Source organism: Vibrio sp. B1-2 (assembly GCF_963888445.1).
Taxonomy (GTDB): Bacteria; Pseudomonadota; Gammaproteobacteria; order Enterobacterales; family Vibrionaceae; genus Vibrio; species Vibrio anguillarum.
Genome location: NZ_CAWPJH010000045.1, coordinates 52,083 through 73,261, shown reverse-complemented (window position 1 = coordinate 73,261; position 21,179 = coordinate 52,083). Strand labels below are relative to the sequence as shown.

Below are 21,179 nucleotides of genomic sequence, written 5' to 3'. Positions count from 1 at the left end.
ATTTCCCTATAATCCCGGCTTCGCGTAGCGGCTGAATCAGAGATTGGCTGCTACACCTTTAAACTTACTCTTATTAGGAGAGCATTATGTCTCTGAATGCAGAAACTAAAGCGGCAATCGTTGCTGAATACGCACGTGGCGAAGGCGACACTGGTTCACCAGAAGTACAAGTAGCACTACTAACTGCTTCTATCAACCACCTACAAGGTCACTTCAAAACTCACAAAGGCGATCACCACAGCCGTCGTGGTCTACTACGCATGGTTTCAAGCCGTCGTAAGCTTCTAGACTACCTAAAAGGTAAAGATTTAGGTCGTTACCAAGACCTAATCAAACGTCTTGAGCTACGTCGCTAAGATCAGTTTGTTCAGAAAAGGGGCTTTTAGCCCCTTTTTTGTTATCTAAATTTGGCACAATCTCTCCTAAGTCGCTATACTACCCGCCGTTAAAGTGTGTTGTATGTACTTTAACGCTTCATACTCATAGCATTACAGTCACCGAAGTCGGCCAGCAGGTCGCGGCTATTAAAAGTAGCGTTCAGATACCAGTGGGAGCGGCAAGCCCAACGCTTTGTTTCCCGTGATATAGAGCCTATTTTTACTAGTCGCGATTCGTAATGTCTTGAGTGTTATTTCATTCAATCTAGAGGCAACTCTAGAGCAAGGATAAACAATGTTTGATAAACCAGTAGTGAAATCATTCCAATACGGTAATCATACCGTCACTCTAGAAACCGGCGTTATCGCACGCCAAGCTACATCGGCCGTTATGGTCACTATGAACGATACCGCGGTATTCGTTTCTGTTGTTGGTAAAAAAGAAGCAGTAGAAGGTCAAGACTTCTTCCCTCTTACTGTTAACTACCAAGAGCGTACTTACGCAGCGGGTAAAATTCCAGGTGGCTTCTTCAAGCGTGAAGGTCGTCCATCAGAAGGCGAAACTTTGACTGCGCGTCTGATTGACCGCCCAATTCGTCCTCTTTTCCCTAATGCATTTAAAAATGAAGTTCAAGTCATCGCGACAGTGATGTCTGTAAACCCAGACGTTCAACCTGATATCGTGACTATGATTGGTACTTCAGCAGCACTTGCTATCTCTGGTATTCCATTCAATGGTCCTATTGGCGCGGCGCGCGTGGGTCACATTGATGGTCAATTAGTGCTTAACCCAAGCATGACCGAGCTTGCAGTATCTCGTCTTGATCTTGTGGTTGCAGGTACAGACAACGCGGTACTGATGGTTGAGTCAGAAGCGGATAACCTAACTGAAGAAGAAATGCTAGCAGCGGTTGTTTACGGTCACGACCAACAACAAGCTGTGATTAAAGCGATCAATGAATTTGCTGCTGAAGTTGCCACTCCAGCTTGGGATTGGGTTGCTCCTCAAGAGAACACAGTACTTAACAGCAAGATCGCTGAACTAGCAGAAGCTAAGCTTGTTGAAGCTTACAAAATCACTGAAAAAATGGCTCGTTACGACCGTATTCATGAAATTGCTGCTGAAGTAAACAAAGTAATTCTTGCTGAAGATCCTGAAGCAAATGCGAAAGAAATCCACACTATCTTCCACGATCTAGAGAAGACGGTTGTACGTCGTAGCATTATTGCTGGCAACCCACGTATTGACGGTCGTGAAAAAGACATGGTTCGTGCGCTAGACGTACGCACTGGTATTCTTCCTCGTACTCACGGTTCTGCACTATTTACTCGTGGTGAAACTCAGGCAATCGTAACCGCTACTCTTGGTACTCAGCGTGATGCTCAAATCATCGATGAGCTAACAGGTGAGCGTAAAGATAACTTCCTACTACACTACAACTTCCCTCCATACTGTGTGGGCGAAACTGGTTTTGTAGGCTCTCCTAAGCGTCGTGAAATCGGCCACGGTAAACTGGCTAAGCGTGGTATCGCTGCCGTTATGCCTTCAGTGGAAGAGTTCCCATACACAGTTCGTGTCGTATCAGAAATCACAGAATCTAACGGTTCATCTTCAATGGCTTCGGTATGTGGTACTTCTCTTGCTCTGATGGATGCAGGTGTACCAATCAAGTCTTCAGTTGCAGGTATTGCAATGGGTCTTGTTAAAGAAGGCGATGATTTCGTTGTTCTTTCTGACATTCTTGGTGATGAAGATCACCTAGGTGACATGGACTTTAAAGTAGCGGGTACTAACCAAGGTATCACTGCACTGCAAATGGACATTAAGATCGAAGGTATCACCAAAGAGATCATGCAAATTGCGCTAAACCAAGCACAAGGTGCACGTAAGCATATCCTTTCTGTGATGGATCAAGCGATCTCTGGTGCTCGTGCTGAGATTTCTGAATTTGCACCGCGCATTTACACCATGAAGATCAGCTCTGAGAAAATCAAAGACGTGATCGGTAAAGGTGGTGCTGTGATCCGTGCTCTAACTGAAGAGACGGGCACAACCATCGAAATCGAAGATGACGGCACAATCAAGATTGCGGCAACCGATAGCGCTCAAGCTAAAGAAGCGATTCGTCGCATTGAAGAGATCACGGCTGAAGTTGAAGTCGGCGCTATCTATACTGGTAAGGTCGCTCGTCTGGCTGATTTTGGCGCGTTCGTTAACATTCTTCCTGGTAAAGATGGTCTGGTACACATTTCTCAAATCGCGGATCAACGCATCGAGAAAGTGTCTGATTACTTGAAAGAAGGCCAAGAAGTTCAAGTTAAAGTACTTGAAATCGACCGCCAAGGCCGTGTTCGTCTAAGCATGAAAGAAGCGGTAGAGAAACCAGCTGAAGAAGTTGTTGCAGCACCAACGGCTGAATAAGGCCACTTTAAGCTTGAGAAGCACGGCGCTTTAGTCGCCTTTTCAACATAAAGCATGATATAAAGGGAGCGTTATTCGCTCCCTTTTTCATGCCTAGATTAATGCGATACACCCACTTATCTTGGGCTTTGGGGTACACAGGAGTTTTATTTGTGAAATGGTTTCCAACGGCCGCATTGAGTGCTTTGATACTGATAATGTCGGGCTGCGCGTCAACTCAAAATGACAATCAAAGTCAATGGGTATACCCTCCGATGGCAGTGCCATTGCAGTCTTCATTACAGCAACAAGTTCAGATAGCGCGTTTGACGCAACTGCTACAACGTACTGATCTGCCTGATGATGTGCGGGCCAAAATGTTTTATGAGCGTGGTAACAACTACGACAGTGTTGGGCTACGCACTTTAGCACGTTTAGATTTTGAGCAGTCACTCGCGCTTAACCCGGCGCAGCCTGATATCTTTAATTTATTAGGCGTGTATTACACGCAAGTCGCAGAGTTTGATGCCGCTTATGAGGCGTTTGATTCGACATTAGAACTTGAACCTGACAATTTTTACGCTGAGCGTAACAGAGCCATCGCACTTTATTACGGCGACCGTACAGAACTTGCGCTGGAAGAGATTCGCGCACATTATCAACATGACCCTAGCGATCCCTTTCGTGCATTGTGGCTATATATTATTCAAAGTGAAAGCGAGCCTTTGCAGGCACGTGTGGATCTCTTCAATCGCTATAAAGTTCGAGATGATCAATGGGGATGGCTCTTGGTTGCGTTAACGCTTAAAGAGATATCGGAAGAGCAAGCTTTTAAGATGATCTTAGAAGAAGGCAGCGGTAATGCGATACAAGCACAGCGTTTAACTGAAGTCTATTTTTATCTCGCTAAGCGTTACCAACAAGAGGGAAATTACGCGCACGCGATCGCCTTGTACAAGCTTGCGTTGTCATTTAACGTCTACGAATATGTTGAGCATCGATACGCTTATCTTGAATTGGGGAAAATTTTCCAGCAAGTAAGAGCCGACTATTTAGCTAAGGCGAAATCAGAACAGCCAGAGTCTCAGCAATAAATACCTTGCTATATCCTTTCCCTTAAAGCCGCTGACTTTTTCAGCGGTTTTTTTGTTGCTTAACGATCTAAAGATCCATAAAATAGTTAGCCTTGATAACTATTTAAATTTAAAAAACAGTGAAACTAGAAGCTAACTTAGAAAAATTAGAGCGTTTTAGTGCCAAAATCTGGCGTCGGTATAGCAAAGCTGATCCCATTTCACAATTGAGCTTTAATGAATATGATTACCTTAAAGTGATTCAAAGCTCTTCTTTGCCACTGCGCTTAACTGATTTAGCCAATGAGATGGAAGTGAGTAAACCATCGGTATCAAATATGGTTAAAAGGCTTAAAAATAAAGGGTTGGTTCAGACGGCACAATGCCAAGATGATGCGCGTTCTTACCGAGTTTCTCTCACCGATACTGCGCGTGAGCATTTAGCGGATGAAGCGAAAGTGTACGCTGTTGTCGCAGAGCAAGTGATTAAGCATCTCTCGGAAGAAGAAGCACTGTGTTTTAATATGTTGTTATCCAAAGTATTACTTTAATTTACTTATATAGTTAGCCTTGCTAACTATGGTGTCTGTTATGAAAAATTCAATTTACCGCCAATTTTGGCGCTATACCATTCCGACCGTGGCAGCTATGTTAGTCAATGGCTTGTATCAAGTGGTGGATGGTATTTTTATTGGTCATTATGTTGGTGCTGAGGGATTGGCGGGCATTAACGTTGCGTGGCCTATTATTGGCTTTATTTTAGGGCTTGGCATGTTGGTGGGCGTTGGAACTGGTGCTCTGGCTTCGATAAAGCAAGGTGAAGGGAACATAGCTGCAGCTAAGCAAGTGCTTGCTACTGGCCTATTGTTGCTTTTGATGCTAGCTCCCGTGGTGGCGACAATTCTATGGTTTCTTGCGGACGATTTCATTGCGTGGCAAGGCGTTGAAGGACGAGTCTACCAACTTGGCTTGCAATATTTGCAAGTATTAGTGATCGCTTGTGTCTTTACGCTTGGCTCTATTGCGATGCCTTTCTTGTTACGAAACGACGACAGCCCTAATTTAGCCACATTGCTGATGGTGAGTGGTGCGATAATCAATATTCTCTTTGATTATCTGTTTATTGCCGTTTTACATTGGGAACTTACTGGTGCCGCCATAGCAACGGCACTCGCACAATTAAGTGTGACTGTATTGGGCATAGGCTATTTCTTTTCGACGCGAGCCAAGTTGCAGCTGTCACTCTCGGTGATGAGGGTGCAATGGTCGTTGTTACCTAAGATTGTTGCGATTGGTACTTCAAGCTTTTTTATGTATGCCTACGGTTCGATGATGGTGGCGGTGCACAACAGTCTATTTGCTCACTATGGCAGCGCAGTACTTGTTGGGGCATACGCGATATTAGGCTATATCGTCACGGTTTATTACTTAACGGCAGAGGGCATCGCGAATGGTATGCAGCCGTTAGTTAGCTTCAATTATGGTGCCAAAAACTATCTTCATATTAGAAAACTGCTCAAAATTGCAATGAGCATTGCCGTGCTTGGCGGGCTGGGTTTTGTGGTGCTGCTGAACTTGTTTTCCACTCAGGTTGTTGCGGTCTTCAATTCAACTGACCCGCAATTGATGGCAAGCGCTGTACTGGGCTTAAAACTGCATATGTTTGCGTTGTTTTTGGATGGATTTTTAGTTGTCGCCGCCGCCTTTTACCAAGCGACCAATCGCGGCAGTAAGGCGATGTTTGTCACCATTGGTAATATGGCGATCCAACTACCGTTCTTGTATTTGTTACCTAAGTTATATGGTGTGACTGGTGTGTGGATTGCCTTCCCCATTTCCAATATTGCGTTAAGTTTGGTGGTGGGTTTGATGTTGTGGCGAGATTTGCGTGCACTACCTTGTGATAACGCGAAGCAAACCGTGTTCGCTTAACAAGAGCCTCCCCCTTTTCTCTAGGGGGAGGCTACGCTCAGCTTTGTTGAATCGCTAGGCCCGGTAATTGGTGCCAATAGCCGTTACATTGGTGATTGGTTAAAGGGGAGGGATGCTCTCCTTTTTCATTGGCCTTGAACTGCGACAGATGTTCGAATGTCTCAAGGCCTAGTGGGCTTAAACGAACGACATCGACCAATCCCGCCATGCTTGGCAAATCATTAGCAAGGTTATAGCAATAGCCCGATTGGGTTTGGATACCGTTGAGGTTAAATACCGCTTGGCCTTCTTGGCTGTGAACCTGAATTCCGGTTGGATACTTGATACAGCAAGTCTCACATTCATCCTTCGCGCGATTTTCAGCCCGTGCGGTAAAGCAGCGTGCGGAGTAAGCCAGTGGCAGGTATCCGTGGCTAAAAACTTCTACTTCAAACTGGTTTTTGATACCAAGCTCATCACATTGTTGCAATACATTGATTAGCCAATCACGGGAGAGTTCAACAGGCATGCACCAACGGATCATCCCTTGCTTTAGGAACAGTTGCAGTGTGCGCGCGTTGTAAGCATTCACGGCGGGCCCAACCACAAAAGGAAGGCGTTTTTCACTGGCGAGTTGAATCGCCGAAACGTCATTGGCTTCAATCGCAAAATCGCCATTCTCAATATACTTTTTCATCACATTGATTTCGCTCGGCGCTTCCAGTAGCGCCATGGTTGAGATCACAACCTGTTTACCCGCTTGTGAAAGCGCTTTGGCGATCTCAAACCAGTGTTGTGGTTTTATCTCACGTCGCTTGGAGCAGACTGATTCACCCAAATAGATCACATCAGCAGGGCTATTGATTGCCTGTTGATAAAAACTTTCTACCTCTTGTTTGGGCCAGAAATAGAGTAAAGGACCCAGCGCATATTTCATTCTCTTCTCCATTCTCTTATTGCCATTGGCGATGGTACGCGCCGAGTGTCGTTTGCGTGCCTTCAGATACGTTGGCTAAGGCGGTGTTCCAAGCCGTTTCTACTTGGTAGGCTTGTGGATTTGCTTGGTAGCGATCAATCGCCGATCGCCACGTTTTAGTCACTTGCTCCACATATGCAGGGCTACGTTGGCGACCTTCAATTTTGACGGAAGCAACGTTGGCTACAAACAGTTCTGGTAATAGTGATAACGTATTTAAACTGGTTGGTTCTTCTAGTGCGTGGTAGCGTTTAGGTTGCCCATCGATCTGCGCTTCAAAACGACCTTTGCACAAGGTTGGGTAGCCTGCATTTTCTCCGGCTGCGTATTTATCAATCAAAATTTCGTTTAAGCGAGATTCCAAACCTGAGTCCGTTTCTTGCCAGCGGACATACTTCGCGGGCGAACAGGCTCCGACAGTATTGGGTGATTCTCCCGTCATATAGGAAGAGAGATAACAGCGCCCTTCAGACATAATACATAAGCTGCCAAAAGCAAATACTTCAAGCTCGACGTCACTCATCATATTACGTGAGAGCTGTTTGACTTGATGGATTGATAGCACTCGTGGTAACACCACTCGTTTTATATTGAAATTTTGTTTATAAAACTCGATAGCGGCGACGTTGGTGGCGGAGGCTTGCACAGAAAGATGCAGTTCGAGATCTGGATATCGATTAGCGGCATAATCCAATACCGCGATATCGGCGATGATCAACGCATCCACGCCTAAACTGGCGGCATTATCGACGGCGTGAGTCCAACGCTCGAAGCCATTAGGATGGGCGAAGGTATTTAACGCGACATGAATTTTTTTATGGTGATCATGAACATATTGCACCGCTTTATCTAACTTCTTACCTGCGAAATTAAGGCCAGCAAAGTGGCGAGCATTAGTATCATCTTTGAAGCCGATATAAACCGCATCTGCACCACAATCGATCGCTGTTTTTAGAGCAGGCAGGTTACCTGCAGGACATAAAAGTTCCATTGATCCGTACGATATCTAAGGGAAAGTAGTGGTATTTTATGAAGCATTATGAATAGCAAATTTGATGTAAGGCAGGTTTGGGGCGAATAAACGAGATTTACTTATTTGGGAGTAGAACGATGACGACGATTTTGAACGAATAACTCTTCTACTTCCTGCCTTGGTTGTGGCCGATAAAAATGGAAGCCTTGAATTGAGTTACAGTTGAGATTAGAGAGCAGCGTGGCTTGTTGTTGGGTTTCCACACCTTCGGCAACGACCGTTAAGTTGAGTGATTTACCTAAATTGATGATGTTTTCAATGACGGTGATTTGTTTAGGAAGTGTATCGATATCCGTTATAAAAGCGCGGTCAATTTTAAGTTCATCAATCGGGAAGCGAGCGAGGTAAGAGAGCGAGGAATACCCCGTACCAAAGTCGTCAATGGACAGAGAAAAGCCCAGTTTTTTGATCGCGTTCAACATTTGCAAGGTGTGTTCGCTGTCGCTCATGACGGCACTTTCGGTCAGTTCAAATGTGATGCAGTTTGGATCAAGCTCCGTGGTGCGAAGCAGTTTTTCCATATAATCAATCAACTTCGGGTTACAAAACTGTTCGGGCGATAAATTGATCGCCACGCGACCTGGTAAAATGCCTTGCAGCTTCCAGCGTTTTACGGTCGAGAAGACATCACGCATCACCACTCGGCCTAAATGTTCAATCAGCCCAGCTTTTTCCGCGACAGGGATAAAAGCGCCCGGGTTGATATACCCTTCCACAGGGTGTTTCCAGCGCACCAAAGCTTCCGCACCATTGATGCTGAAGTCGCGAGCATTTACTTTCGGTTGATACCACACTTCAAGGCCATTTTGTTGCAGCGCTTTTTGCAGTTCAATTTCAAGCCATAAGCGCATGCGCGCTTCTTTGTTCATTTGATCGTTGAACTTAATCAGACGGTTTCTACCACGATCTTTGGCTTCATACATCGCCGTATCGGCGTTTTGCAACAATACGCGTGCATCGCTACCGTCACCAGGGTAGGCGACACTACCTATTGAGCAGGCTAAGCGTTTACTGAAATGGTGCAGATCAAACGGTTGGTTAATCAAAGAAATGATGCGTTCAGCCAACATTTCAGCGGCGCGACTATTTTCAGGGTCAGGCAGTATTAGTCCAAATTCATCGCCGCCAAGGTGGCCCACAATCGCTTGTTGCGGTAGTAAACGTTTCAGCCGTGCTGAGACCTCTTTAATGACTTTATCGCCAATATGATGGCCTAAAGAGTCATTGATGTTTTTGAAGTTATCAATGTCTAAATAGAGCATCACAAGGGGTGTTTCATTTTGAATGAACTGTTCTAAACGTTTAGTGAAACCAAAACGGTTATACAAGTTAGTCAGCGAGTCAATGTGGATATCGGCATGCATAGTCGAAGACAACTGCTTAGGTGCATCTTCTGCATCTTGAATCAAAATCAGTTGTGAGCTGTTGCCCAGCACGACGGTGGCTCCAGCGTGCAGTTGAACTTTACGTTCAAAGCCACACTTTGGCCCAGTGAGGCAGACCAATGGTGCTCCTGCGAGTAATAAACTAAGTGGAGAGCTGAATACGGTTTTACTTTTTTCATCGACAAACAAGCGCGATAACTCTTCACCAAGAAGCTCTGAGGTATTTTCAAAACCGAGTAAACGAGCCGATGCGGGGTTAGCAGAGATAATGCAGTCGTCATCGACCAGCAACAATCCATCAGGAAGCAAGCTAGTCAAGGTTGAAAACTTATTTTCCGACTCTTCTAATGAGCGAATGAGGATCTGTTTTTCGGAGGTGTCGATGGCGTGAAACACAATATTTTCGACTTTTTTATCACCCATGATAGGTGATAAAGAGAAATGCAAACTCGTTTCTAAATCGATCTCGTGAAGAGTCAGTTCGGTCTCAAGCGTTTCTCCTTGAAATGCCCGTTCATAATAGGGTTTTAGATGGCGGTAGAAATGCTCACCCAGAATTTGTGAGTCATTCATTCCAACCAATTCGGTTGTGCTCAGCCCTGCAATATCACAATAACGTTCATTGACCATCACATAGTTATGTTGGTCGTTCAAGATGGCAAAAAAGAACGGACTGTTCGACGTGATTTTTGCAAACCAATGTTGTAAATGTTGCGAAGGCATCAAGCTACTACCACTCTCCAGAGCACTTATATTCATGAGGATGTTACAACGTAAGTAACACATTAACTATAACTTTGATTACTAAGCTAGAAAAGGTTCTCAAACAATGTACGTTTTTTGATGCATCACAGGAATTTGCACCCCCACATCCATTATGATTAGGTACTATTGCATTACAAAGTAACGGATAACGCTCGTGATTCACAAGATTCGTACTCAACTAGTTCAAAACGCCGCTTCAATTTTGCGATCCCCAGTCCACTTCTTACCGCAAGTTGTACAAAAAAAAGCCTTGCTAGAAGGGTTGAAAACTATATTTCATGAGGCTTTGCAAGAAGGTGACTTTGAATTTCTTGATGGGAAATGGTTAAAGGTTTCAATTCGCGATTTGAATTTGAATTGGTATATCAGCTATCAAGCGGAACAACTTGTTGTGTCTGATAAGACGGAAGTGGAAGATGTCAGCTTTAGCGGTAACCTAAATGATATGGTGTTGATTGCTGGTCGAAAAGAAGATCCTGATACGCTGTTCTTTCAACGTCGACTCTCCATTGAAGGGGATACCGAACTGGGGTTAGAGGTGAAGAACCTGATGGACAGTGTTGACCTAGAGCTTTTACCAAAACCGTTCCAGATGTTAATAAATCAGCTAGCAGATTTTGTGCATAAGGGCGTACAATCGCCAGTGACACAAAATGAGGTAATGAATGCTTATTCGAACTGAAGCGCCAGCGGATATCTTAGCGATTGACCGCTTATTAAAATCAGCCTTTGAGACAGATGCTGAAGCTAATTTGGTCATGACATTAAGGGAAAACAGCCATTTGACGCTCTCTTTAGTGGCCTGTGATGATGACGGCGAAGTCGTTGGTCATGTGATGTTTAGCCCAGTATTACTCAATGGTGAAGACTTAAATTGGCAAGGGCTTGCACCGTTGGCCGTGAAAAAAGAGTGGCGAAATCAAGGTGTCGCCGCCTCGTTGGTAAAAGAGGGGTTAATCTGTTTGGCTGAGTTCGATTATCCAGCTTGTGTGGTTTTGGGTGACCCGGATTATTATCAACGCTTTGGCTTTAAAGAGGCGGCGAAATCTGATTTTCGTTGTCGTTGGGATGTTCCAGTTGGCGCGTTTCAGATCGTTGCATTAGTCGACGGCGAATTGAGCGGGCGAGCGGGTTTAATTGAGTATTGCCCAGAGTTCAACGATCTTTAATCACCGTATTTCTATTCAAAACAGGGAGCCCAGTGCTCCCTGTTTACTTTTATGCTCTTCTCATTTGAAGCTACCGTTGTGTTGGCTACATTCGCTCACCCCAATCACCTCGTTTATCTAGGCTCATGGGGATGAATTCACTTGCCGCCTATCTGCAACTTCAAGTTGTTTGGGCATAGCTCTTGGGTCATTGGATGATTAACGGTTTCTGTCTTGGCGCTGATTTGTTAGGATTGCGATGTTCAATGAGGTCATAAACAGATGTCACATCACGAAAATCAATATTTACAAGAAATGGGCATCCAGCGTTGGGAGCTTATCCATCCACAGCGGCTGGCTGGCTATCAACCCGATCCGGTGACGCTACCGAGCACGTGCCGTTTATTACTCGTTTCCCCCCAATACCCGCAACAAGGTGCTCTATTGCTGTTTTCAAGAGTATTGAAGAGTATGGGGCTCGAAATCAGTCAGGCGTGTCATCTTGAGCCTCACTCTCTTAGCCAACTAACAGGCTCCAGCATTGAATGGGTGTGGTTTTCAGGCTGTGAAAAGAAAGAAAGCCCGTTGGTTCAGAAAGTGTTAACGTCACCGCCGCTAGTTGAGATAGATGGCAATACCGAGCTGCGCCGGGCGTTGTGGCAGCAAATTTGTTCTTATGAGTCATAAAACTATGAATATTGATGTTGTGCCTTTATCACTTCCTTATCTTGATGCTATTTGGTCCATTGAGCAGCAAGCCCACAGTTACCCTTGGGCTGAATCACTCGTGCGCGACTTGGCGAGTCGTGGTGCATGCCACCATGCTATGTTGGTTGATGGCAAAGTTGTCGGTTATTTCTATGCACAGAATATTGTTGGAGAGGTGACCTTGTTGAATATCGCTGTGGATCCGCAGCAGCAAGGTAAGGGTTACGGAAAATTGTTGATGGAGTTTTTCTTAACTTACTGTGAAAAAGCGCAAGCTGAAAGTGCGTGGCTTGAAGTTCGCGAAAGTAACATCCGCGCTTATAGCTTGTACGAATCGCTGGGTTTTAATGAGCTCGATCGTCGAGTGAACTACTATCCCACTCCGAAAGGATCAGAAGATGCGATCATCATGAGCTACTATTTTTTGTAGCTTATTTTCCATCAGCAGATCGTTTGCAAACTCAGTTTTTTTTCATGGTCAGGCGTCTCGGAACTATTTCTGGTGCGCCTTATCTTTTTGATGTTCATTGAGTTGATAGCATGGGCTTGCAAAACGCTTGACGACTTCCTTAGCGGTTAACGGCTTATCAAATAAGTAACCTTGGAACTGATCACAACCCAATTGTTTGAGAGTTTCGAGTTCTTGGCACTCTTCCACACCTTCGGCTATTACCTCCAAATTTAAACGTTTCGCAATCATAATAATCGTATCCACAATTGCTTGGTCACTCTCATCTAGATGCAATTGAGTGACAAAAGAACGATCGATTTTGAGCACATCCACCGATAAAAGTTTGAGGTAACGCAGTGATGAATAACCAGTGCCAAAATCATCAATCGAGATGCTCAGCTTACTTTTTTTAAGTTGCACCATTTTTTGAATCGCACTTTCTACATTTTCCAGTAATAGCCCTTCAGTAATCTCCAATTCAATATGTTCACCAGTAATACCTGCTTGTTGCATTGCATGGTTAATGTGTTCAACAAAAGAATCTTGAGAAAACTGCAACGGACTGATGTTGATGGCTAAACGGCGAAAATGGGGAGGTAATACTCCTTGGCGCTTCCAAGCGGCGTATTGATAGCACGCTTGCTCTAATATCCAGTTTCCAATCGGAATAATTTGCCCCGTTTCTTCTGCTATGGTCATAAACACACCCGGTGGCAATACACCTTTGGTTGGGTGGTTCCAGCGGATCAAGGCTTCCACACCGACAATATTGTGCCGCTCATCGACTTGAGGTTGGTAATAGAGTTCTAACTGTTGGGTATTGAGGGCTTCATGGAGGCCTTTTTCAATTTCCAGAAACGATTCGACTTGAGCCTGCATTTCTGGCTCATAAAACATGTATTTATTGCGTCCATTCGCTTTTGCGCGGTAAAGCGCTGTATCGGCTTGTCTAAGGACATCGATATTGGTTTTGCCCACTGACGGAAAAATCGAGATACCAATACTCACAGTGCAATAAAGCTGGTGGTCATCAATCGAGTAAGGGTTGGAAATCAGAGCCAGAAGCTGCTGAGCTACCTTCTCTGCTTGTTGGCGAGAGAGATGAGGAATCAACACCGCAAACTCATCGCCACCGATGCGTGCGGCGGTGTAATCGTGTTTAAGCCAGCCATCCATACGCATGGCGATAGCTTTGATTAAATGATCCCCCGTTGTGTGTCCAAGTGAATCATTGATCGTTTTGAAACGGTCGAGATCAAGGTAAAACAACACACCAGAAGTGTGGGTGCGAATACTGTTATCAATGGCATCAGTGAGCAGTTGCAGCAGCAAGCTGCGATTAGCAAGGCCAGTTAACGTGTCGTAGTAGGCTAATTGGTTAAGTTTAGCATCCGCGAGCTCTCGCTCTTTCCATAAAGTATAGAAAGTACCGGCTAACTCACTGAGCTCATTTTTTTGCTGTTGTAATGGCGGCTGTGTTGGACGTTGATTGTTTTGCAATGAGCGAACCCACGAAATTAACGTGGTGATGGGTTTTGACAGCTTGTAGTAAAAAAAGACTAAAAGGATCGAAGTCAGCAACACATTTCGAAAGAGATCAAACAGCAATACTCGTGTGGTTTTTGCAATAAATTCTTTGGCAATGGAAGAGCCGTTGACGGAAAAACTTAAGCTACCTACCACCACACTCGAATTGGGTTGATGCAAGTCAGTTTTAAAAATGGGTATTTCAGGTGTCAGATAATTCGATAAGAGCCGAATAAAAGCCGTCTGTGCTGGGATTTCTCTGCTTTTCTTTGCCAGGGTGTCGCCAAAATCATCAATAATTTCAACGTGATAAATGGCATTATCAACCATTAAGCTAGAGACGACTTGATTGGCTAATAAGTTGTTGAGGTGATAAGCGGCCTGGCTGGCATTTGAATAATTTTGCAGCAGTTTAAAACGGTAGTGATCTTCAATGCGTGTTTGCTCTTGGTGTAGATCGAGCAAAGTATGGTATAAACTAAAGCCTATCCCAAGTATCACCGAGACTAGGAACACTGTTTTGGCTTGTTTAAATGCCAGAGAATTTCTTTGTTTGGTTATCAGCATAATACTCGCTTATTCTCTTCGCCCTTTTTAGTTATAGCTCATATTTATTGATAATTTAATTACAAATAGAAAGGTCGCCATTCTCTTGTTGATTTGTATAGCGACGAAAGTTGCTCCCAGATCAAATATAGGGGAGAATACCGCGCAAATTTGAATCGAACTGCTGATCAGCGTAAGCGCTTCGGCTCTCCCTTATATCAGCATATTGAGAAGACCTGTTTCATGTCAAATACTCCTTTTTTGAGTGAAGTTTCTAAACGTAGAACCTTCGCTATTATTTCGCACCCGGATGCGGGTAAAACCACCATTACTGAAAAAGTTCTGCTATTCGGGAATGCCATTCAAAAAGCGGGAACGGTAAAAGGGCGCGGCTCTAACCAGCATGCTAAATCAGATTGGATGGAAATGGAAAAAGAGCGTGGTATTTCGGTCACGACCTCTGTGATGCAATTTCCTTACAATCATTGTTTGGTTAACTTGCTCGATACTCCAGGGCACGAAGACTTCTCGGAAGATACTTACCGCACATTGACGGCGGTTGACTCGTGCTTAATGGTGATTGATGCAGCAAAAGGTGTTGAAGATCGTACACGTAAGCTGATGGAAGTGACTCGCTTACGTGATACACCGATTGTAACCTTCATGAACAAATTGGACCGTGAGATCCGCGACCCAATGGAACTGCTTGATGAAGTGGAGAATGAGCTGAAGATTGCCTGCGCACCGATTTCATGGCCAGTGGGTTGTGGTAAAGAGTTTAAAGGCGTGTACCACATTCACCGTGATGAGACGATTCTGTACGCGACCGGCCAAGGCCACACTATTCAAGAAGAGCGCATTGTTAAGGGTCTCAACAACCCTGATCTGGATAAGGCCGTGGGTGATGACCTTGCCGCTCAGCTGCGTGATGAGCTTGAATTGGTATTAGGTGCTTCTCATGAATTTGATCAAGAGCTGTTTTTAAAAGGTGAGTTGACCCCTGTTTTCTTCGGAACGGCATTAGGTAACTTTGGTGTGGACCATATGCTGCATGGTTTAACTGAGTGGGCTCCGGCGCCGATGCCACGTCAAGCTAATGAGCGTATTGTTGAAGCCACGGAAGAGAAATTCTCAGGCTTTGTGTTTAAAATCCAAGCGAACATGGATCCTAAACACCGCGATCGTATTGCGTTTATGCGTATTGTGTCGGGTACTTATACCCAAGGCATGAAAATGAACCACGTGCGTATTGGTAAGCAAGTGAGTATTTCTGATGCAGTTACCTTTATGGCGGGCGATCGCTCTCGTGCTGAAAATGCTTATGCTGGCGATATTATCGGTTTGCATAACCATGGAACGATTCAGATTGGTGATACCTTTACCCAAGGTGAATCGTTGAAATTCTCAGGTATTCCTAACTTTGCTCCTGAGCTGTTCCGTCGTATTCGCTTGCGCGATCCACTGAAGCAGAAGCAACTGCTTAAAGGTTTAGTGCAGTTGTCGGAAGAGGGAGCGGTTCAAGTCTTCCGCCCACTACAAAATAACGATTTGATTGTGGGTGCAGTGGGTGTGCTGCAGTTTGATGTGGTGGTGTCTCGTTTAAAATCTGAATACAACGTCGAGGCGATTTACGAAGGTGTTAACGTTGCAACAGCACGTTGGATTGAGTGCGCAGATGATAAAAAATTCGAAGAGTTTAAGCGCAAAAACCAAAGTAACATCGCACTGGATGGTGGGGATAACCTGACTTACATCGCGCCGACTATGGTCAATTTGAATCTGGCCAAAGAGCGTTTTCCTGAAGTGGAGTTCCGTGCGACACGCGAACATTAAACCTTGGTGAGTTTGAAGAGAGTGATACTCTCTTCAAACGTTAAAGATAAAAAATGCCGATATTTCAGTATCGGCATTTTTTTTATAGGTGGTATTGGAACACTATTTTTTCTTTTTGTTCGCTTTCTTCTTCTTCGAAACCACTTTGACTTTTTTGTCATCGGTTTTCTTTTTCTTTTTGAATACCGGCTTTTTGTGCTGTGGGCGCATATCTTTAATGAAGCGCTCTTTTATCTCCTCGTCGACATAACGCGCGACGCGGTCCATCATCACTTGATCATGGGCTTCAACCAAAGAGATCGCATTGCCTTTTTTACCAGCACGAGCCGTACGACCTATGCGGTGTAAGTACACATCCGCTGAGCGTGGCATATCAAAGTTGATCACGTGACTTACGTCAGGTAAGTCAATACCGCGTGCGGCCACGTCGGTTGCCAGTAGTACGTTGACTGCGCCTTCACGGAATCGCGTAATGGCGTTATTGCGACGATCTTGTGGCATTTCGCCTTGAATCCAAGCACAAGGAATTTGCGCTTTTTCTAGCTCTGTACGCAAATCAGCTAAGCGCTCACGAGTTTTGATAAACACGATAGAACGTTCGGCTTGCTCGGTGAGGATTTTCTTCAATAGCTCAACTTTGTGCACCATGGTATCGGCGCGGTGATACCATTGAGTGATTTTTTTGCGTTCACGACGAGAAGGATCGGCATTGATTGTTGCTGGTTCTTTTAAGAGATCGGCAGTAAAACCTTCCACACCATGACCTTCCAGTGTTGCAGAGAAGAGCAAGGTCTGTTTACGCCAGCGACATTCCGCAGCGAGACGATCGACGATTGGGCCAAAGCCCATGTCCAGCATGCGGTCAGCTTCATCCAAAATAAGCCATTCAATTGCACGACAATCAAAACGCTCGCCTTCAATGTATTCCATCAAGCGACCAGGCGTTGCCACCACAATATCTTGCGTTTTGGCTAAGATGTCGGCGTGCTCTTGATATTGTACGCCGCCAGTGATGGTGACGATATTGAGGCGAGTATTCTTCGCCAGTTCACGAGCTTGATCCGCCACTTGCATCGCCAATTCACGAGTTGGGGTCAGAATCAAGACGCGTGCAGGGCCGGCTCGCTTGCGCGGAAAATCTAAAAGATATTGTAGCGCGGGTAAAACAAATGCAGCGGTTTTACCGGTTCCCGTTGGCGCAGAGGCAAGAATATCTCGACCATCTAGGGCTTGTGGGATCGCTTCAGCTTGAACTTGGGTGGGACGTTCAAAGCCCATATCTTCAATGGCCGCAATGATGCAAGGGTCAAGATCGAGGTCAGCAAAGGTTTTGATCACAGTGAGTACTCCACAAGCCGTTAGGCTTATTTGGCTATAAAATTAAGGTCGAACATTATAGGGGGATTGGTGATTAGGATCACATGTTATTTCTACATCTTGAGATAAAAATCTTGAGTTAGGGCAATAAAGGCTTCGCTATAACCACTTGATGAGTGAATGACCAACGATGAATCAATCACAGAAGCCGAGGCTAAACTTAGTTCAACCAATAGCCGATGAGCGGGTTTGTGTGCTACGGGTTGTACAGTGCAGCGACGCTTAAGATGCCAGCCGAGCGTGAGTGCTTGCTCGATAAATTGTTCCCCTTCATACACGGGCAAAATAAAACAAGCTTGCCCTTCATCGTTGAGGAGACTTTTTGCTCTGACTAATAAAGCGTGATGAGCAAGTTGATTGGTGTGCCTAGCAGTAGCTCGCTGGGGATCATGAGACAGTTCACCACTGTTGAAATAGGGTGGGTTACAAATAATTGCATCAAAGGACGGCGTAAAAGAGGTGTCTAAAATATCACCTTGTAAAACCTGTATGCGTAGCCCCCATGAAGAAGCATTACTGTTGTATTGGGCCGCTTCAAAGGCAAAGGCATCGATATCGACGGCCGTAATTTGTGCATCGCTAAAACGTTGTGCGCACATTAATGCCAATAACCCAGTACCGGTGCCAATATCGAGAATGGTTTTGGGATGGTGCGTGAAAGCCCACGCGCCTAATAGAACCCCATCGGTACTGACAGGCATTCCCGCTTGTCCACCGTCAATGGAAAATTGTTTAAATTTGAAACGCTTATTTTTGGGCGTGTGACTTTTCATCATTATTTCAAAATATAGCTCTAATTAAGTGATAACCACTATTGTTATCTATTTGTTCGGATTATTCTTCTATCTGTTATGAGAGTGTATGATAAAATGATCAACACATCATTCTTTCTATTTTTTAACATTTAGAGTTTTAAACTGGTTTTTCACCGATATTATAAATTAATGTAGCGTTTTTTGCTTTGCCCTTGCGAAGTCTTGAGTGTTTCGTCATTATTCGCCCTTAATTTTTAGATTTAGATGCGGTTTCAACCTCATCAACAATGCATACACAACATTTATCAAATAATAATTAAGGGTTATCTGTGAAGCAGACGTTAAAACTAACAGATATTATCGCGGTCGGCTTTATGCTTTTCGCGTTTTTCTTGGGTGCTGGTAACATCATCTTTCCGCCAATCGCTGGCCAGCTTGCTGGAGAGCATTTACTGCCAGCCATGACAGGCTTCCTCATTACCGCTGTCGGTTTACCATTGATGACGATTATTGCGATTGCTGTCGCGGGTGGTTCTTGGGAGCATTTAACCAAAGATCTGCCTAAACAAGCTGCAACTATCATGGCAGTGATGATCTTTATCATCATTGGTCCTGCCTTTGCAGCACCGCGTACCGGCCTTGTGGCGTATGAAATGGCAGTGAAACCATTTTTCATTGATGCGAAACAATCGCATTTGACACTATTTTCGATTCTCTTTTTTGTCGTTGCGATGTTTTTTGCCTGGTCTCAAGGTCGGCTCATTGACATCATTGGTAAAGTGCTAACTCCTGCTCTATTTGTTGGATTAATTATTTTAGCCGTTGCGGTTTTTGTTGACCCGCAAGGTGAGATGGTGACTGCACAAGGCGAATACCTGACTCAGCCGTTGACGAAAGGTTTCCTTGAAGGCTACAACACCATGGATACGTTTGGCGCACTGATGTTTGGGATGTTAATTGTTGATGCACTGCGTAGCAAAGGCATTACAGAGCGCGCGGCAACCACAAAGTATTTAATCAGCGCGGCGTGTATTGCGGCGGTTGGTTTAGCTTTTGTCTATATTTCACTGTTTTATCTTGGTGCGACAAGCTCTGTGGTCGCTTTTGGTGCAGAAAATGGCGGTGCGGTGCTTAGTCAATATGTGCAAGCGCTGTTTGGCCCTTATGGGCAGATCGTGCTTTCTGTCATCGTGCTACTAGCCTGCCTAACCACGGCAATTGGTTTGATTTCAGCATGTTCAGATTACTTTTGCACATTGACTCCAATTGCGTATAAATCTTGGGTGATCATTATTGGTGTTGCTTGCGCTATCGTGGCAAACGTTGGTTTATCGCAATTGATCTCGCTTTCTATCCCCGCACTGTATGCGCTTTATCCAGTCGCGATTGCCTTGATTATGTTGACCTTCTTGAGAGGGAAACTACCAAACCCAGCAGTGGCATACCGTGTAGTGCTACTTGTCTCTTTTCTTTTTGCGTTGATCGACGCGGCAAAAGTGGCTGGCGTTGATGTGTCTGCGTTCAATATGCTGCCACTGTTTGAGGTCGGCATGGGGTGGTTACTTCCTACACTCGCTGCGATGATTTGCATGTTCTTTATTGCAACTACCGTTCAACAAAGTGTGGTTAAAGAAGCGGCATAATCGCGTTTTTACCCGTAAGCATTAAAGAGGCTGAACACGATTGTTCAGCCTCTTTTTTTAGGCGTGCGCCAGCTTTTATTCCAAGAGATCAAACGAATTTTTCCTGTATCTTCGTCACATTTTTAAGTAGAATTCTTCGGTTAAATTCTACTCATAAATGTTGAGCAAACATGTTTGAAATCAATCCTATTAAAAACCGTCTTCAGGATGTGTCAGAGCGCACAAATATCCTGAGGGGGTATCTTTGACTACGACGCTAAGAAAGAGCGTTTAGAAGAAGTGAATGCAGAACTCGAGCAACCCAACGTCTGGAACGAACCTGAGCGTGCACAAGCGCTAGGTAAAGAACGCGCTTCGCTCGAAGCCATTGTCGATACCATTGATCAGTTAGATCAAGGTGTGGATGATGTGGAAGGACTACTGGAACTGGCTATTGAAGCAGAAGACCAAGAAACCTTCGATGAAATTGGCCCTGAACTGGATGAGCTGGAAACTAAGCTTGAACAGCTTGAGTTTCGCCGTATGTTCTCTGGCGATCACGATTCTTCAGATTGCTATATTGATCTGCAGTCTGGTTCGGGCGGCACCGAGGCTCAAGACTGGACATCAATCCTGCTACGCATGTATTTACGTTGGGCAGAAGCGAAAGGCTTTAAGACTGAAGTGATTGAAGTGTCTGAAGGTGATGTTGCTGGCCTAAAAGGTGCAACCGTGCGAATTATCGGTGATTACGCTTATGGTTGGCTGCGCACCGAAACTGGCGTACACCGCTTGGTTCGTAAATCCCCATTTGATTCGAGTGGCCGCCGCCATACCTCTTTTGCCTCTGCGTTTATCTATCCTGAGATTGATGAAAATATTGCTATCGACATCAACCCAGCCGATCTTCGTATCGATGTTTATCGCGCTTCGGGAGCGGGTGGTCAGCACGTTAACACCACCGAATCGGCGGTGCGTATTACGCACATTCCAACCAATACCGTTGTTCAATGCCAAAACGATCGTTCGCAGCATAAAAACAAAGACCAAGCGATGAAACAATTGCGTGCAAAACTGTTTGAACTTGAGTTACAAAAGCAGAACGCAGAAAAGCAAGCCAATGAAGATGCGAAATCTGACATTGGCTGGGGAAGCCAAATCCGATCTTATGTATTGGATGACTCCCGAATCAAAGATTTACGCACTGGCGTTGAAAACCGTAATACCCAAGCGGTATTAGATGGTGATTTAGACAAATTTATTGAAGCAAGCCTGAAATCAGGCCTTTAAT

The 21,179-nt window shown here is 44.8% G+C and carries 18 protein-coding genes; 12 read left to right on the top strand and 6 right to left on the bottom strand.

Features of this window, described 5'->3' with window-relative positions:
- Positions 1–86 precede the first annotated feature (86 nt).
- From rpsO to AACQ75_RS17780, 5 genes are all read left to right on the top strand, one after another.
- On the top strand, positions 87–356 hold the full coding sequence (gene rpsO, locus AACQ75_RS17800) for a 30S ribosomal protein S15 (protein WP_010318921.1): 270 nt from the start codon (positions 87–89) through the stop codon (positions 354–356).
- Positions 357–672: 316 nt separating this feature from the next.
- A complete protein-coding gene (gene pnp / locus AACQ75_RS17795; RefSeq protein ID WP_010318920.1) occupies positions 673–2,799 on the top strand; it encodes a polyribonucleotide nucleotidyltransferase in 2,127 nt (708 codons plus the stop codon).
- Between the two features lie 152 nt (positions 2,800–2,951).
- Positions 2,952–3,872: a lipoprotein NlpI gene (gene nlpI, locus AACQ75_RS17790; RefSeq protein WP_170889163.1), complete on the top strand. Its 921-nt coding sequence runs from the start codon at positions 2,952–2,954 to the stop codon at positions 3,870–3,872.
- 119 nt (positions 3,873–3,991) lie between these two features.
- Positions 3,992–4,402, top strand: coding sequence for a MarR family winged helix-turn-helix transcriptional regulator (locus tag AACQ75_RS17785; RefSeq protein ID WP_013857613.1), 411 nt, complete (start codon positions 3,992–3,994; stop codon positions 4,400–4,402).
- Positions 4,403–4,442: 40 nt separating this feature from the next.
- Positions 4,443–5,783 (top strand): MATE family efflux transporter, encoded by a 1,341-nt coding sequence (locus AACQ75_RS17780; RefSeq protein WP_157724194.1) that lies wholly within the window; start codon positions 4,443–4,445, stop codon positions 5,781–5,783.
- A gap of 37 nt (positions 5,784–5,820) precedes the next feature.
- Here AACQ75_RS17780 and AACQ75_RS17775 read toward each other — a convergent pair whose 3' ends face one another.
- The 3 genes from AACQ75_RS17775 to AACQ75_RS17765 all read right to left on the bottom strand — a co-directional run bounded on the left by AACQ75_RS17775 (position 5,821) and on the right by AACQ75_RS17765 (position 9,879).
- Positions 5,821–6,699, bottom strand: coding sequence for a U32 family peptidase (locus AACQ75_RS17775; protein ID WP_026028086.1), 879 nt, complete (start codon positions 6,697–6,699; stop codon positions 5,821–5,823).
- Positions 6,700–6,715: 16 nt separating this feature from the next.
- Entirely contained in the window at positions 6,716–7,729 is a 1,014-nt protein-coding gene (gene ubiU / locus AACQ75_RS17770) for a ubiquinone anaerobic biosynthesis protein UbiU (RefSeq protein WP_170889162.1), read from the bottom strand.
- Between the two features lie 101 nt (positions 7,730–7,830).
- A complete protein-coding gene (locus AACQ75_RS17765; protein ID WP_026027438.1) occupies positions 7,831–9,879 on the bottom strand; it encodes a bifunctional diguanylate cyclase/phosphodiesterase in 2,049 nt (682 codons plus the stop codon).
- Between the two features lie 196 nt (positions 9,880–10,075).
- Between AACQ75_RS17765 and ubiT the strand changes: the two genes are divergently transcribed.
- The 4 genes from ubiT to rimI all read left to right on the top strand — a co-directional run bounded on the left by ubiT (position 10,076) and on the right by rimI (position 12,207).
- Entirely contained in the window at positions 10,076–10,603 is a 528-nt protein-coding gene (gene ubiT, locus AACQ75_RS17760) for a ubiquinone anaerobic biosynthesis accessory factor UbiT (RefSeq protein ID WP_010318913.1), read from the top strand.
- Positions 10,587–11,090: a GNAT family N-acetyltransferase gene (locus AACQ75_RS17755; protein WP_094132022.1), complete on the top strand. Its 504-nt coding sequence runs from the start codon at positions 10,587–10,589 to the stop codon at positions 11,088–11,090. The genes ubiT and AACQ75_RS17755 overlap by 17 nt, the downstream gene beginning before the upstream one ends.
- Before the next feature lie 261 nt (positions 11,091–11,351).
- The gene (locus AACQ75_RS17750; RefSeq protein ID WP_170889161.1) at positions 11,352–11,756 is read left to right on the top strand and encodes a DNA polymerase III subunit psi; all 405 of its coding nucleotides are present in this window, start codon (positions 11,352–11,354) and stop codon (positions 11,754–11,756) included.
- A 4-nt stretch (positions 11,757–11,760) separates the two neighbouring features.
- Positions 11,761–12,207 carry a ribosomal protein S18-alanine N-acetyltransferase gene (gene rimI / locus AACQ75_RS17745; protein ID WP_013857606.1) on the top strand — a complete coding sequence of 149 codons (447 nt, stop codon included), beginning with the start codon at positions 11,761–11,763 and terminating at the stop codon, positions 12,205–12,207.
- A 63-nt stretch (positions 12,208–12,270) separates the two neighbouring features.
- Here the strand turns inward: rimI and AACQ75_RS17740 are convergent, their stop codons facing one another.
- Positions 12,271–14,322, bottom strand: a complete 2,052-nt coding sequence (locus AACQ75_RS17740) for a putative bifunctional diguanylate cyclase/phosphodiesterase (protein ID WP_170889160.1) — start codon at positions 14,320–14,322, stop codon at positions 12,271–12,273.
- Between the two features lie 222 nt (positions 14,323–14,544).
- Between AACQ75_RS17740 and prfC the strand changes: the two genes are divergently transcribed.
- Positions 14,545–16,134, top strand: a complete 1,590-nt coding sequence (gene prfC / locus AACQ75_RS17735) for a peptide chain release factor 3 (RefSeq protein ID WP_026028084.1) — start codon at positions 14,545–14,547, stop codon at positions 16,132–16,134.
- Positions 16,135–16,236: 102 nt separating this feature from the next.
- On the opposite strand, the gene srmB is transcribed toward prfC, so the two are convergent.
- Positions 16,237–17,472, bottom strand: coding sequence for an ATP-dependent RNA helicase SrmB (gene srmB, locus AACQ75_RS17730; protein ID WP_013857603.1), 1,236 nt, complete (start codon positions 17,470–17,472; stop codon positions 16,237–16,239).
- Positions 17,473–17,564: 92 nt separating this feature from the next.
- On the bottom strand, positions 17,565–18,287 hold the full coding sequence (locus AACQ75_RS17725; RefSeq protein WP_170889159.1) for a tRNA1(Val) (adenine(37)-N6)-methyltransferase: 723 nt from the start codon (positions 18,285–18,287) through the stop codon (positions 17,565–17,567).
- 308 nt (positions 18,288–18,595) lie between these two features.
- Between AACQ75_RS17725 and brnQ the strand changes: the two genes are divergently transcribed.
- Both brnQ and prfB read left to right on the top strand, forming a co-directional pair.
- Entirely contained in the window at positions 18,596–19,909 is a 1,314-nt protein-coding gene (gene brnQ, locus AACQ75_RS17720) for a branched-chain amino acid transport system II carrier protein (protein WP_170889158.1), read from the top strand.
- Between the two features lie 170 nt (positions 19,910–20,079).
- Positions 20,080–21,178 (top strand): peptide chain release factor 2 gene (gene prfB, locus AACQ75_RS17715; protein WP_096000859.1). Its coding sequence is split into 2 segments (ribosomal slippage): positions 20,080–20,154 and positions 20,156–21,178, totalling 1,098 coding nucleotides; the frame shifts between segments, so codons are not numbered across the junction.
- Position 21,179: the final 1 nt, after the last annotated feature.

Bases quoted from the DNA above. Each gene is read 5' to 3' on its own strand.
- rpsO (WP_010318921.1), top strand. From the start codon at position 87: ATGTCTCTGAATGCAGAAACTAAAGCGGCAATCGTTGCTGAATACGCA.
- pnp (WP_010318920.1), top strand. From the start codon at position 673: ATGTTTGATAAACCAGTAGTGAAATCATTCCAATACGGTAATCATACC.
- AACQ75_RS17780 (WP_157724194.1), top strand. From the start codon at position 4,443: ATGAAAAATTCAATTTACCGCCAATTTTGGCGCTATACCATTCCGACC.
- AACQ75_RS17775 (WP_026028086.1), bottom strand. From the start codon at position 6,699: ATGAAATATGCGCTGGGTCCTTTACTCTATTTCTGGCCCAAACAAGAG.
- ubiU (WP_170889162.1), bottom strand. From the start codon at position 7,729: ATGGAACTTTTATGTCCTGCAGGTAACCTGCCTGCTCTAAAAACAGCG.
- AACQ75_RS17765 (WP_026027438.1), bottom strand. From the start codon at position 9,879: ATGCCTTCGCAACATTTACAACATTGGTTTGCAAAAATCACGTCGAAC.
- AACQ75_RS17755 (WP_094132022.1), top strand. From the start codon at position 10,587: ATGCTTATTCGAACTGAAGCGCCAGCGGATATCTTAGCGATTGACCGC.
- AACQ75_RS17750 (WP_170889161.1), top strand. From the start codon at position 11,352: ATGTCACATCACGAAAATCAATATTTACAAGAAATGGGCATCCAGCGT.
- rimI (WP_013857606.1), top strand. From the start codon at position 11,761: ATGAATATTGATGTTGTGCCTTTATCACTTCCTTATCTTGATGCTATT.
- AACQ75_RS17740 (WP_170889160.1), bottom strand. From the start codon at position 14,322: ATGCTGATAACCAAACAAAGAAATTCTCTGGCATTTAAACAAGCCAAA.
- prfC (WP_026028084.1), top strand. From the start codon at position 14,545: ATGTCAAATACTCCTTTTTTGAGTGAAGTTTCTAAACGTAGAACCTTC.
- AACQ75_RS17725 (WP_170889159.1), bottom strand. From the start codon at position 18,287: ATGATGAAAAGTCACACGCCCAAAAATAAGCGTTTCAAATTTAAACAA.